Raw genomic sequence first — 12,724 nt, 5'->3', positions numbered from 1 at the left:
GCGTTAAAAAACCATAAAAATCAACTGAAAATTGTCAAATGTTCGTAAATTTTCATAAAAAACTTGAAAATCAGTTTAAAACGAACGTATTGTCATGAAATTCTTAATATTCTTCCGACAAGTCGTGGTACGCGCGATAAACTGTCTGTTTTTTTAACGCCCGTAGTTTGGCAACTTGTTTGATGGCCTCCTTTGATGTGATCCCTTGTTCAGCCATCAAATGTTCCACATGGGCTTTCACACCCAGCTCGGCATATGCCGAATCTGCTTGCTGCGGGCGGTCGTTTCCGGCAATGACCAGACAGCACTCGCCCTTCACTGAATGTTCGGCAAAAAAGTCATTCAGTTCGGACAAGGTGCCGCGCATGTATTCTTCATAAAGTTTCGTCAGTTCTCTGCATAAAACCGCACGACGCTCCCCGCCGAATATCTCCGTCATTAATGCGACTGTTTTTTTTAAACGGTACGGCGATTCATAAAAAATCAGCGTCTCCTTCCGTTCCGCCAGCTCTGCCAAAACGGCTTTCTGTTCTGATGATTTTCTCGGCAGAAATCCGTAAAAGAGAAACGGCTGCGGCGAAATCCCTGACGCAATCAAAGCCGTCACACCAGCTGTTGCTCCCGGCAGCGATACGACCGGCAAGTCGGCTTCGATTGCCGCTCTGACCAAGTCTTTCCCCGGGTCGCTGATGGACGGCATGCCGGCATCGCTGACTTGTGCTATGCTTTTGCCGTTTTCCAACAATTCCAGCAAATAAGGTATCCGTTCCTGACTGTTATGCTCGTGAAAGCTGACCTGTTTTGTGCCAATCTCAAAGTGATTCAGCAATTTTTGTGTGTTGCGCGTGTCTTCACTGGCAATAACTGCAACTTCTTCTTTAAGTATGCGGATGCTGCGAAATGTCATGTCCTCCAGATTGCCGATGGGGGTCGGCACTAAATATAACGTGCCTGTATTTTTTGCGGTAAAACTTCGTTGTATGTGCATCTTTTTCTCCTTAAAAAAACTGACAGGAACATTCCTGACAGTTTATTTTCCGCGCTCACCGTAAATGACATCCAGACAGAACGCGCATTCTTCATTATTTTCACGACGGGACCCGTATAAAATATTGCATACATGGAACCCTTCTTCATACAGTTTTTCAAGATTAAGACGGGATTTGGACAATTCCTGCTTGCCGTCAGAGCTGCCTTGCGTTTTTTCGAGCTGAATCAGATGCTCCCGCAAATGCTTGTTTTCCAGCTCCAAATTGAGATTTTCTTCTACAAGTGAGTGAATAGCAGTTTTCATGTCGCCGACTTGAGCAAGAATTGCCTGCAGTTCTTGTTCAAACTTTTGAAGTTCATCGTATAGTGTACGCTTTTCCATGCTATTCTTCCTTTTCTCGTTTTGCTTTCCCTTGAGAAGCTGCAACAGCTTCTGTTTTCAGCGTGACTTCCTCATGATCGTAATCGACAGGCGTCTCACGATGAAGCAAGCGGACCTTCACTATCCGGCTAATCAGGTTCAGGCCGATCACTTTTCCTTCACCGTCCGGCGTCACAACCATTTTACCGAAATCAGGCAATGCTTTCCGTGCTTCTTCATACACGTCGTTCTCATATTTCAGACAGCACATAAGCCGCCCGCACAATCCGGAAATCTTGGCCGGATTCAGCGACAGATTTTGAACCTTCGCCATTTTAATGGAAACCGGCATAAAATCGCCTAAAAATGTACTGCAGCATAACTGGCGGCCGCATGGTCCGATACCGCCTAAAATTTTCGCCTCGTCTCTGACACCGATTTGTCTTAGTTCAATCCGTGTTTTGAATACTGAGGCCAAATCTTTAACCAATTCACGGAAGTCTATCCGCCCTTCGGCAGTAAAGGTGAAAACCATTTTGCTGCGGTCAAACGAATAGGTCACTTGTATCAGTTTCATTTCAAGCTTATGAGCTGCTATTTTTTCTTTGGCAACCGAAAAAGCAGCCGCAGCATCTTCGCGGTTTTTGGCTTCTTTTTTCAAATGCTCGGACGTTGCCGTTTGAAGAATAGGGTTCAATTCATCCGGCAGGTCCTCTTTTGCCACTTGCTTTCTGGGGATGGCGACGATTCCTAGTTCCTTTGCTTTCTGGCTTTCCACCAGTACACGCTGATTATATGTATATTCCCGATGTTTTTCAGGAGTAAAGTAATAAATACGTCCCGCCGGTTTAAATCTGACACCGACAACTTCTACCATATTGGTCCTCCTTATTGATTTAATAAGCGCCAGGACAGTTGTTCGCTAACATTTTGAAAACTTAGGTTTGCTGACAACTTTTGCTGCGCCAATAAAATCTCGTCCATTGCACCAGCAAGTTTGTTAATCGTTGCCCGGTCAGTTTCCAAACAGTCCTTCAACAACCATTCGTGATATATGAGCAGCAGATTCAGGACAAGCAGCTGCTGTTCTTTTTCTTTACAAAGTGCCACAAGTTTTTGCTGTACAAAGACAAAAGCAAACATGTCGCCTTTTCTAATGTACGCAAACCACTTTTGAACACTCTCGTTAGCATTATTAAACCACTCATCTTCAAATAATTCAACCGCTTTTTCGGTACTCTCAGACAATTTTGACAAAATGAATGCGGTCCGTTCCGGTATGTGCTGTTTCATTAAATCCTGCTGTATCAGTTCCTTTTTTAAAGGCAGCAAATTTATCTGCTGACAGCGGGATTGAATGGTTGACAAAATCTTTCCTTTTTGGGTCGTCAAAAAGAAGATATAAATTTTCGTGTCAGGTTCTTCGATAAACTTTAACAAGCTGTTAGCAGCACTGGCAGTCATTTTCTCGGCATCTTCGATAATCAGGACTTTTTTATTTGATTCAAGTCCGCTTCTGACAAAGCTTTCCTTGATTTGACGCACCTGGTCAACTTTGATGCTCAGTCCTTCCGGTACGATGTGAATAATATCCGGATACTCGTTGGCGGCAATCCGGCGGCATGTCAAACAATCGCCGCAAGGTCTCTTACTAAAATCAGCATGTGTGCAAAACAACTTTTGCGCAATCCACATCACCAGTTCATATTTCCCGCTGCCTTTGTCGCCGGTTATCAAGTAGGCGTGGGACAGCCGGTTCTTTGAAAAAATCTGTTCGAAAAAGACCAGCCATTCCGGTTGCTTCTCTTGAATCATGTTTTTCTCCTGTGTTGTCATCAGAATCGGTGAAACCCTTCAACCGGCAGCACGAAACAAGTAGCTCCGCCGACTTGAATTTCGATGGGATAGGACGAATGGGTATCCATGGAGATGTCCAGGCTGATTGGGGCATTGACATACTGCTCCCGTGCCTGACAAACTTTTTTGATAATTTCCAGTACCTCATCCACCCGTTCATCATCAATTCCGACAATAAATGTTGTGTTGCCGGACTTCAGGAAGCCGCCCGTCGTCGACAGTTTAGTGGCACGGACATCTGCTTCGATGAATTCATTTGACAGTCTGTTGCTGTCTTTATCTTGAACAATCGCTAAAATCAGTTTCATTTTCCACACAACCTTTCGTGTTAATTGAAAAGATCAGGATACTTCTCTTTAATTATAGAATAACACGTTTCCACTACATCTGCTATATTTTCCCTCGCATCCACTCTGATGATGCGGTCCGGATTATCTGCTAAAATTTGCAGGTAGGCGTGACGGACACGCTGGTGAAATTCGGGTGATTCCACGTCCAGTCTGTCCAGCTCATGCGACTTTCTGCCCTTTCGTATCCGCTCCAACCCGGTATCTGAATCCACATCCAAGTAAAGCGTCAAATCCGGGTACTTGTCTTCGATGGCAAATGCATTGATTTCCGCCACTGCTTCTATACCGATTCTTCGTCCGGCTCCTTGATAAGCGAGCGAGCTGTCAACAAACCGGTCGCAAACCACGAGTTGCCCGTCCGCTAATGCGGGCAGGATTTTTTGCACTAAATGCTGTCTGCGGGCTGCCGCATAGAGCAGAGCTTCAGTCCGTTTGTCCATTTCCGAATTGCCGGGGTCAAGTATGATTTGTCTGATTTTTTCAGAAATCGGAATACCTCCCGGCTCTCTTGTCGACATCACTGTCACTTTTGCAGCTGCCTGCAGCCGCGGCAGCAGTTCTTGCAGCACACTTGTTTTGCCCGCGCCATCCGGTCCTTCAATACTGATAAATATACCTGTCTTCATCTTGTCACCTGTTACCCTTTGCATTTATAGTTCGCGTCTGCCTTCCACAGCCTTCAACAAAGTCACCTCATCAGCATACTCTATATCGCTTCCGACAGACAAGCCGTGAGCCAGTCTGGTCACTTTGATGCCCGCGGGTTTGATCAGCCTTGACAGATACATGGCAGTCGCTTCCCCGTCAGTCGTGGCATTCGTTGCAATAATGACTTCTTTCACTGTGTCGTCATGCAGCCGTTTAATTAGTGAAGCGATATTCAAGTCATCCGGCCCTGTACCTTCCATCGGCGAAAGGACGCCATTCAACACATGGTACAAGCCGTGATACTCGCGGACTTTTTCCATCGACATCACATCTTTGGACTCTTCGACCACCAGTATCGTGCTTTTATCCCGGCTGTCGTCTGCGCATACGGCACATTTTTCATCTTCTGTGATATTGCCGCATATACTGCAATAATGAAGGTCGCGTTTAACACTGATGAGTGAGCGGGCGAATTCCGTCACGTCTTCTTCACGCATATCAATCGTATAGAACGCCAGGCGCGTAGCTGTCTTGGCACCTATTCCCGGCAGCTTCATATAGCTTTCTATCAGTTTTGCTATCGGCAATGGATAGTTCATATCGTTTTCCTTCCTTCTAAAAAAACAGGAAGTTGCCTTCCTGTATCCATCTGAATTATAGGCCTGGAATGCCTTTGGTGTATTTGCCCATGACTTTTTCAGTCTCGCGGTCGATTTTTTCAAGAACATCGTTGGTTGCCGCCAATACCAAATCTTGCAGCATGTCGATATCATCCGGGTCGACCACGTCTGGCTGAATGACCACGTCGGTTACTTTTTTATCACCAGTCATCATGATTTTTACTAAACCGTTTCCTGCCTCGCCTTGAAATTCCTGACTGTCTAAAATCTCCTTATTGGCTGTCATTTCTTTCTGCAGTTTTTGCATTTGCTTCATCATGCCCTGCATATTACCCATTCCACGCATCATATCATTATTCTCTCCTTATTTTGCTGATTAATCATCTATCACTTCTGCTAATTCGCCGAACAGCTGTTTTGCTTCGTCGACAATATCCGGCTCTTTCTGGTTGTCCGGCCGGCCGGCGAGTTCTTCCGGCTGTTCATCTGCGAACTGGCCATTCGCCCGTCCGTGATTCAAAAATTCCGAACGAAGCGGACCCCATTGTTCTTTCGGGATGTTGACGATGTGCGGTTCATATTGAATAAAGCGGGACAACCCATTGAAAATGTTTTGCCGCAAGTCATCGTCGCTGTTTGCCCGCTGGCACACAATTTCGTAATCAAACGCGATGACCAGCCCGTCGCTGCTGGCGGCTACAGGTTCACTTGCACGAACCATCGCCCGCTGTGTCACTGTCAGAACTTGAAGCAAGTCCTGCCAGACGCTTTGCACCTGCACCAGCTGCTCCCGGGTTGCTTTTTCGAGTACCTGATAGACCTGCTCCACCGGGACCCGGTAGGACGGCGCCTTGTTTTTGCGGGCCGGCTGCCGCTCGGCTGCATCGTGTTCGTTCGTTTCTGCTGTATTGTTTTTAAGCCGTTTGATTTCTTCTTCCAATCCTTGAATACGGGCCGATAACTGCTTGATCACATCGTCTTCAGCAGACACCGGTGATGCACTGCTGTTTTGGGCAGCTTGACCGACCTCAGTTGCCAGTCTGACTGTCAAAATTTCCAGATTGACTGTTGGCTGGTGGCTAAATTTTATTTCTTTTTGCGTGTCGTTCAGCTGTCTGATAAATTCGTACAGCTGAGGCTGCTGCATCGTTTCAGCAAGTTGTTTGAAGCCGTCTGTCAATTGCCCGCTCTGCTGCATGACCAGTTTTGGCGCCTGCTGGTACATTAAAATATCCCGGCAGTACATCAGCAGATTTTCAACGATTCGGTTGCTTTCTTTGCCTTCTGCAACTAGGGTATTCAAAATCTCCAATGCCGGTTCAACCTCACCGGCCAGACAAGCGAGCAGATACCGGTCCATAATATCAGTTGTCACACTGCCGGTCACTTGCAGCGCATCTTCCACAGTCAGGCTTTCATCACTGAAAGAAATTGCCTGATCAAGGATGCTCAACGCATCACGCATACCGCCTTCAGCCGCACGCGCAATAATCGTCAAAGCTTGTTCATCAAAGCGCACGGCCATTTCATTGAGAATGTTCGCCATATGTGTTTTGATGTCTGTTATCCCGATACGTTTAAAGTCAAAGCGCTGCGTTCGCGAAATAATAGTCGCCGGAATTTTATGAGGCTCCGTTGTTGCCAGAATAAAAATCACATGCTTCGGAGGCTCCTCCAATGTCTTTAACAAGGCGTTGAATGCACCTGTCGACAGCATGTGGACCTCATCAATAATATATACTTTATAATCGACCTGCGTCGGTGCGTATTTGACTTTTTCGCGGATGTCCCTGATTTCCTCCACACCGTTATTGCTGGCTGCATCAATTTCAATCACATCATTGATGCGTCCTTCGGTAATCCCACGACAGCTTTCGCACTGGTTGCAAGGTTCGCCGTCAACACTGTGCCGGCAGTTGATTGCCTTGGCAAAAATTTTTGCCGCACTGGTTTTACCGGTACCCCGCGGGCCGGTAAAGAGATACGCATGGGAGACTTTGTTTTGTGTGATGGCATTTTTCAACGTTTGAGTGACCATCTGCTGTCCGACCAATGCGTCGAAAGTCTGGGAACGCCATACACGATAGAGTGCCTGATAAACCACATTCAATCTCCTCTCAAAAAAAATCCGATACAGTTTATTATACGTGAAATAGTCAAAAAAAGCCACTGTACACCATGTGAATATTCAGCTGTCCAGATTGTTGCTTACTGATTTTTAACTGTGGTAGAATGAAGACACCAAATTAGGCAAAGTAAAGAATGGAGTTGGGTATATGGGCATTATTAAAGCAGCAGCCGGCGCTATCAGCGGCGGACTGGCAGACCAGTGGCTTGAGATTATTGAACCGGATGACATGTCAAACACCTCAGTAATGGTTGAAGGGGTGGCTGTCCGAAAAGACAATAAACGCGGAGCCAATCGCAAAGGGACTGCTGATGTGATTACTGACGGTTCCGTGATTCATGTGTATCCAAACATGATGATGCTCCTTGTTGACGGCGGGAAAATCATCGACTTCACCGCCGAGGAAGGTTATTACACAGTCAAAAATGACTCGGCGCCTTCCATGTTCACCGGCGGGTTGAAAGAGGCTGTCAGCGAGTCTTTCAGCCGCTTCAAATTCGGCGGAACCACACCGCAAAAACAAAAAGTTTACTTTATCAATTTACAGGAAATCAAAGGCATTAAGTTCGGGACAAGTGCCCCGCTGAATTATTTCGATAACTTTTACAACGCTGAGTTATTTTTGCGGGCACACGGCAATTACTCAATCCGCATCGTCGACCCGATTCTTTTCTTCCAACAAGTCGCACCAAGAAATAAAGAGCGTATCGATGTCGAAGATATTAACGAGCAGTTTCTGGCAGAGTTTTTAACTGCCCTGCAAACAGCTATCAACCAGATGTCGGCGGCCGGAGAGCGCATTTCCTATGTACCTTCCAAAAGTATGGAACTCAGCCGCTACATGGCTGACGTGCTGGATGAAGATTGGCGCACACTGCGCGGCATGGAAATCGTCTCGGTCGCAGTCGCCAGCATCTCTTACACGGATGATTCAACTGAGCTGATCAACATGCGCAACAAAGGCGCAATGCTTGGCGACCCTTCTATTAGAGAAGGTTTTGTCCAAGGATCTATTGCAGAAGGGTTAAAGGACGCCGGCTCAAATCCCGGCGGCAGCATGGCTGGTTTCATGGGAGTCGGTGCAGGCATGGCAGCCGGCGGCGGATTCTTCTCTCAGGCGTCGCAGACCAATACAGAACAGATGAAGCAGCAGCAGACGAATACGGAAAACAGCTGGACTTGCCCAAATGACGGCACGGTCAATACAGGAAAATTCTGTTCGGAATGCGGTGAGCCGAAACCGGCGGCAACTAGCGGCGGTATCCAAATGCGTTGCAGCGAATGCGGCGAAATCGTCACGATAACGGATAAATTACCGAAATTTTGTCCGGAGTGCGGCAAACCGTTCAAGGCTTTGCCGGTATAGGTGGCGGCTCTCATGGATGAAGTCATTACACATAAATGTCCCAACTGCGGCGGTCCGCTGACATTCAATACCGAGTCGCAACAGTTTCACTGCGATTACTGCTTGAGCACATTCAGCGAAAGTGATGTGCTGGCTTTTGAAAAACAGCAGCAAACAACAGCAGAAGCAAGTGATACCGACGACCAGCAGACCCGCAGCACCTCTCCTTCCGACTCGGCAGCCTCTAAGCCTGCCGAGTCGGCGATTGATTTATTTCTGTGCCCGAGCTGCGGTGCCGAAATTGCAACAGACGCGACGACTGCTGCGACGTTTTGCTACTACTGCCATAATCCAGTCGTGCTTTCCGGCAGAATCTCCGGTGAATTTCTGCCAGACACGGTCTTGCCTTTTAAAATCGGAAAAGAAGAGGCAGTCAAACAATTTCTCGCATGGACGAGTCATAAAAAATTTATCCCGAAAGATTTTTTCAACAAACAGCAAGTTGAGAAGTTGACCGGTGTATACTTTCCTTATTGGCTGGTCGATTCGACATTGAACGGCGCCATGCAGGCAAAAGCGACCCGTGTCTCTGTCTGGCGGGTCGGTGACATCGAATACACCCGGACAACCCATTATTCGATTATCCGAAAAGGACTGCTGACGTTTAAGGCTCTGATTAAAAATGCCTTGTCGAAAAACCAGGCGCAAAAAATGATTGAAGCGGTCCTGCCTTTTCAGGTCAATGAAGCTGTCCCGTTCAAATCACAGTATCTGGCCGGGTTTCAAGCAGAAAAAAGGGACATAGCCTATCAAGATTTAAAAGAAGAAATAACGCGCGAGCTGACCGATTACACCGGCAGTATTCTCAAACAGACAGTCTCCGGTTATGCAACAGTGACTGTACAGCGGACTGACGCCAACATCACAGAGGAAACAAAGACTTACACCTTGCTGCCGGTTTGGCTGCTGACTTACCGTGCGCGCGGCGATAAAAAAATATACTACTATGCGATGAACGGTCAGACAGGCAAAATTGGCGGTATCTTGCCGTTGGACAAGAAAAAACTCGGCTTCCTGTCCCTCGGTATTGGCCTGTCCGTGTTTGCTCTTGCGCTAATAGGGGGGTACTTTCTGCTATGGTTGTAACAAAACTGCGAACGCTCTGTCTGACAGTGCTGCTGGCTTTCAGCCTGATACTCTTGTTGCCCCGCGTCGCTAAAGCCGAAACGGCGCGTACCCCTTCAGGCAACGACAATCAGTACATTTTTGACAACGTCGGTCTGTTCACTGACGATGAACGTCTGGTGCTGGAAGAACGGTTCGCCGCTATATCCGCTGATATCAATATGCAAATCACTGCACTGACGTTAAACGGAGAAGCCGACGGCGATTATGTTGATTACGGCAAGTCTTTTTTTACTGAACACCAACTGGGTTTCGGCAAAAATCAAGACGGCGCCATGCTGATTATTGACATGGCTGAACGGAAATATGACATCATCACGCACGGCAAAATGATTGTCTATATGACCGATAAGCGCATCGACTCACTGTTGGACGACTTGCTGGACGCAATGTCAGCCGGCGACTATCTGTCTGCGCTTGACACTTTCGGCAGCGGCATTCTGGCCAACTATCAGAAGGGCGTTCCGAAAGGCCAGTATGAGTATGATGAAGATACCGGAAAAATCATCCGATACAAATCGTTGACCGCTCTTGAAATAGGTTTAGCCGGGATACTCGCCATTGCGGCTGGTACGGCGGCCTTTTTCACCGTGAGCCGCCGCTACAATATGCGGGGCAAGGTCTATACCTATCACTTTCAGGAAAACAGCTCCCTGACTTTGTCTGAGTCAACTGATATTAAAACCAATGAATTTGTCACCACGCGGCGAATCCCCAAAAAAACGTCCTCAGGCGGGGGCGGCAGCGGCGGTGGACGCAGCACCACCAGCGGCGGATTTGGCGGTGGGGGCGGCGGACGGTCGTTTTAACAGCACATGTGCACAACATAAAAACCAGCTTGCAAGAAACAACTTCTTCTTGCAGGCTGGTTTATTTTGGCTTGCCTTTAAATATCAACTTTTTGCAGCCAGTCTTTGCCTTCCACAATGCGGCTCACTAACATGGCGCACACAGTGTTGCCCGTTGAATTCAATAAAGTGGCCGGAATATCAATGATGGTACTGATGATGACCACTGCAGGAATCATTTCCAACGGGAATCCGAATAGCGTCACAATCAGCAGCTCGGCTGTCAGGCCTCCGCTTGGAATCGAACCGATAACGACACCGACAATCAGCGCCACAGCAATCACGATAAAGGCTTGGGAAATACTATGATAATCTTTGCCGAAAATCGTGTACAGGAAAATGATTTTCAGCATGCCGCCTAAAACAGAGCCGTCCTTGTGGGTATTCGCTCCCAGAGGAATCACCGTTTCTGCAATATCGTCGGGCACACCCATTTTTTTAGTCGCTATCAAATTGGCCGGGATGGAAGCTGAACTGCTTGCTGTCGCCAGAGCTATCAATGAAGGCTCCGCCGCATTGCGCCAAAACAGCCGAACTCCTTTGCTCCCGCCGGAGAGAAACGCATATAGACTGAACATACCGAAATAATACACCAGTGTGATGACAATATAAAGAATCAATGATTTCACGTAACCGCCTAAAATCTGTGTACCCAAGTCACCAATCGTATACGCAAAGTAGCAGCCCAAACCGACAGGGGCGACTTTCATCAACAGCTCCACCAGTTTCATCGTCACCTCATTGGCTGAACGGATGACTTTAATGGATGGTTCAGCCGCTTCCCCCACAAGAATCAGCGCAATGCCGAGAAAAATGGAAAAGAAAATCAGCTGCAGCAGATGGGATTTGTCAAACAAATCCAAAAAGTTGGACACGGTAAATGTATTGACGATGATCTCTCCCAGACTGTGTGTTTCCTGCTGAGCCGCTTCTCCCATCAAACCGCGCACTTGCTCTGTGTCAATGCCTTCAAAAGGATTGTAAAAATAAACGACAATGTAAGAAATCACACCCATCACCACAGCGGTCGTTAAAAACACCAGCAGCGTCGTTGACAGGATTTTTCCAAGCCGGTTGATTTCTTTTGTGCTTGTAATGGCATTCACCAGGCTGAGAAAAACCAGAGGAACGATTAAAACATACATCGCATTCAGGAAAATTTCGCCAATAGGTTTGACATAAACCGTCAAATCCCCGAAAAAGACCCCGAACAGACCGCCAAGCGTCACCCCGAGCAACATCAGCAGAGAACCTTTGTTGTTTTTTATCAATTGCACAAACAGCACTTCCTTTCCACTAAAAAAAAGACCAGCCGCTGCTAGTCTTTAATTAATACTTTAATCAAGATAGCACCATTCTATCTAAAGAATGAGTGAAAAGGATATTCTCCTTTCCACCATTTCAACCGTTTGCCAACAGTTGAAATTCGGCGATGATTACCTTTCGCTAATTTCCTTGTGTGCCCACTCCCTCAGCTACTCTGATGCACCGCAACCTCTACTTCTTATTCAATCTAAAAAGAGTGTAGCATATTGATAAAAAAACAGCAATCACAACTTTCCGGAAACAGTATCCACGACACAAAAAGCTGTGTTTAATCGTGCTTTTACGAACTTACAACCTGCCCTTTCAAAAAAACAAGACAGTCGGATGATTCATCACGATGAATTAATCAATTCCTTAACAAATCACAATGACTTTCTGCCGATTTATGATAAGATAAAACGTGTTAAAACGAATTCAGGAGGTATCTATGAAAAACTCTGACCTTGCTGTTCGCTTTCTTTTTGCCTTGACGGGTGTCATTTTTATTGCCTTTGGCTCGGGTGTTTTAAGGGCCGGCAATGTTGGAATCGACCCGCTCACGGCTTGCGGCTTTGCCCTCAGTCATCAGCTGGGCATCAGCCTAGGTGTTTTTATGCTGGGCTTTAACATATCCGTGCTGATAGTTATTTTTTTCTTCGGCAAAAAGTATATCGGGCTTGGCACCATTGTCAACATGACGCTGATTGGTTTTCTGATTGAGCACTTCTATCATTTGATTGCTGATGCCATCACTTTTTCGCTGACACTGCTCTGGCAGGCCGCTTTTCTGATTTTGGGAATCCTTATTTTCACGTTCGGTATTTCATTATATATGACGGCGCAACTGGGGATTTCGCCTTATGACGCCATTTCACCGGTGATTGTCGACCAGACACACGTCAAATTTAAAATCGTGCGTATCATACAAGATACGCTAGCCGCGGTGATTGCCATAATCTTTGGCGGACCAGTCGGTATCGGGACAATTATCAGCGCATTTTTCACCGGACCGCTGATTGATTTTTGGAATGAAAGAGCCGCCAAACCGTTGATGAAACGGCTCACGGGCGGATGAATAAAAAAAACG

Annotated in this window: 14 protein-coding genes and 1 riboswitch; of the genes, 4 read left to right on the top strand and 10 right to left on the bottom strand. The window is 46.8% G+C overall.

Translation table 11 applies throughout. The annotated features are described in order from the left end of the window. Positions 1 to 103 precede the first annotated feature (103 nt). The 9 genes from rsmI to dnaX are packed head-to-tail and all read right to left on the bottom strand — an operon-like array spanning position 104 to position 6,930. Positions 104 to 988, bottom strand: a complete 885-nt coding sequence (gene rsmI, locus CBF27_RS02935) for a 16S rRNA (cytidine(1402)-2'-O)-methyltransferase (RefSeq protein ID WP_126812255.1) — start codon at positions 986 to 988, stop codon at positions 104 to 106. Positions 989 to 1,030: 42 nt separating this feature from the next. After that, entirely contained in the window at positions 1,031 to 1,372 is a 342-nt protein-coding gene (locus CBF27_RS02930) for a DNA replication initiation control protein YabA (protein ID WP_126812253.1), read from the bottom strand. A gap of 1 nt (position 1,373) precedes the next feature. After that, positions 1,374 to 2,228, bottom strand: a complete 855-nt coding sequence (locus CBF27_RS02925; RefSeq protein WP_126812250.1) for a PSP1 domain-containing protein — start codon at positions 2,226 to 2,228, stop codon at positions 1,374 to 1,376. A gap of 11 nt (positions 2,229 to 2,239) precedes the next feature. Continuing rightward, the gene (gene holB / locus CBF27_RS02920; RefSeq protein WP_170174985.1) at positions 2,240 to 3,166 is read right to left on the bottom strand and encodes a DNA polymerase III subunit delta'; all 927 of its coding nucleotides are present in this window, start codon (positions 3,164 to 3,166) and stop codon (positions 2,240 to 2,242) included. A 20-nt stretch (positions 3,167 to 3,186) separates the two neighbouring features. After that, positions 3,187 to 3,516 (bottom strand): cyclic-di-AMP receptor, encoded by a 330-nt coding sequence (locus tag CBF27_RS02915; RefSeq protein WP_126812246.1) that lies wholly within the window; start codon positions 3,514 to 3,516, stop codon positions 3,187 to 3,189. Positions 3,517 to 3,536: 20 nt separating this feature from the next. Beyond that, positions 3,537 to 4,184, bottom strand: a complete 648-nt coding sequence (tmk, locus tag CBF27_RS02910) for a dTMP kinase (protein ID WP_126812244.1) — start codon at positions 4,182 to 4,184, stop codon at positions 3,537 to 3,539. 24 nt (positions 4,185 to 4,208) lie between these two features. Next, entirely contained in the window at positions 4,209 to 4,805 is a 597-nt protein-coding gene (recR, locus tag CBF27_RS02905; protein WP_126812242.1) for a recombination mediator RecR, read from the bottom strand. Positions 4,806 to 4,860: 55 nt separating this feature from the next. Continuing rightward, a complete protein-coding gene (locus CBF27_RS02900; RefSeq protein ID WP_211334593.1) occupies positions 4,861 to 5,175 on the bottom strand; it encodes a YbaB/EbfC family nucleoid-associated protein in 315 nt (104 codons plus the stop codon). Between the two features lie 27 nt (positions 5,176 to 5,202). Beyond that, entirely contained in the window at positions 5,203 to 6,930 is a 1,728-nt protein-coding gene (gene dnaX / locus CBF27_RS02895; RefSeq protein ID WP_126812240.1) for a DNA polymerase III subunit gamma/tau, read from the bottom strand. 172 nt (positions 6,931 to 7,102) lie between these two features. Here dnaX and CBF27_RS02890 point away from each other — a divergent pair, with 172 nt between their 5' ends. Genes CBF27_RS02890 through CBF27_RS02880 form a run of 3 tightly spaced genes read left to right on the top strand, consistent with a single transcriptional unit; the run spans position 7,103 to position 10,293 of the window. Then, positions 7,103 to 8,320, top strand: a complete 1,218-nt coding sequence (locus CBF27_RS02890) for an SPFH domain-containing protein (RefSeq protein WP_126812238.1) — start codon at positions 7,103 to 7,105, stop codon at positions 8,318 to 8,320. A 12-nt stretch (positions 8,321 to 8,332) separates the two neighbouring features. Continuing rightward, on the top strand, positions 8,333 to 9,445 hold the full coding sequence (locus CBF27_RS02885; RefSeq protein WP_126812236.1) for a TFIIB-type zinc ribbon-containing protein: 1,113 nt from the start codon (positions 8,333 to 8,335) through the stop codon (positions 9,443 to 9,445). Continuing rightward, on the top strand, positions 9,436 to 10,293 hold the full coding sequence (locus tag CBF27_RS02880) for a TPM domain-containing protein (RefSeq protein ID WP_126812234.1): 858 nt from the start codon (positions 9,436 to 9,438) through the stop codon (positions 10,291 to 10,293). Before CBF27_RS02885 ends, CBF27_RS02880 begins: the two co-directional genes overlap by 10 nt. Before the next feature lie 77 nt (positions 10,294 to 10,370). Here CBF27_RS02880 and CBF27_RS02875 read toward each other — a convergent pair whose 3' ends face one another. Next, on the bottom strand, positions 10,371 to 11,609 hold the full coding sequence (locus tag CBF27_RS02875) for a dicarboxylate/amino acid:cation symporter (protein WP_126812232.1): 1,239 nt from the start codon (positions 11,607 to 11,609) through the stop codon (positions 10,371 to 10,373). A gap of 62 nt (positions 11,610 to 11,671) precedes the next feature. Next, a riboswitch (Lysine riboswitch) is annotated at positions 11,672 to 11,840 on the bottom strand. Positions 11,841 to 12,085: 245 nt separating this feature from the next. Between CBF27_RS02875 and CBF27_RS02870 the strand changes: the two genes are divergently transcribed. Beyond that, positions 12,086 to 12,712, top strand: a complete 627-nt coding sequence (locus tag CBF27_RS02870) for a YczE/YyaS/YitT family protein (protein ID WP_126812230.1) — start codon at positions 12,086 to 12,088, stop codon at positions 12,710 to 12,712. The last annotated feature ends 12 nt before the right edge of the window (positions 12,713 to 12,724 follow it).

This window comes from Vagococcus acidifermentans (assembly GCF_003987655.1).
GTDB classification, from domain to species: domain Bacteria; phylum Bacillota; class Bacilli; order Lactobacillales; family Vagococcaceae; genus Vagococcus_B; species Vagococcus_B acidifermentans.
This window is presented reverse-complemented; position numbering and strand designations above follow the sequence as displayed.

Coding starts and splice junctions, on each gene's coding strand:
- rsmI (WP_126812255.1), bottom strand. CDS start 988: ATGCACATACAACGAAGTTTTACCGCAAAAAATACAGGCACGTTATAT.
- CBF27_RS02930 (WP_126812253.1), bottom strand. CDS start 1,372: ATGGAAAAGCGTACACTATACGATGAACTTCAAAAGTTTGAACAAGAA.
- CBF27_RS02925 (WP_126812250.1), bottom strand. CDS start 2,228: ATGGTAGAAGTTGTCGGTGTCAGATTTAAACCGGCGGGACGTATTTAT.
- holB (WP_170174985.1), bottom strand. CDS start 3,166: ATGATTCAAGAGAAGCAACCGGAATGGCTGGTCTTTTTCGAACAGATT.
- CBF27_RS02915 (WP_126812246.1), bottom strand. CDS start 3,516: ATGAAACTGATTTTAGCGATTGTTCAAGATAAAGACAGCAACAGACTG.
- tmk (WP_126812244.1), bottom strand. CDS start 4,184: ATGAAGACAGGTATATTTATCAGTATTGAAGGACCGGATGGCGCGGGC.
- recR (WP_126812242.1), bottom strand. CDS start 4,805: ATGAACTATCCATTGCCGATAGCAAAACTGATAGAAAGCTATATGAAG.
- CBF27_RS02900 (WP_211334593.1), bottom strand. CDS start 5,175: ATGATGCGTGGAATGGGTAATATGCAGGGCATGATGAAGCAAATGCAA.
- CBF27_RS02890 (WP_126812238.1), top strand. CDS start 7,103: ATGGGCATTATTAAAGCAGCAGCCGGCGCTATCAGCGGCGGACTGGCA.
- CBF27_RS02885 (WP_126812236.1), top strand. CDS start 8,333: ATGGATGAAGTCATTACACATAAATGTCCCAACTGCGGCGGTCCGCTG.
- CBF27_RS02880 (WP_126812234.1), top strand. CDS start 9,436: ATGGTTGTAACAAAACTGCGAACGCTCTGTCTGACAGTGCTGCTGGCT.
- CBF27_RS02870 (WP_126812230.1), top strand. CDS start 12,086: ATGAAAAACTCTGACCTTGCTGTTCGCTTTCTTTTTGCCTTGACGGGT.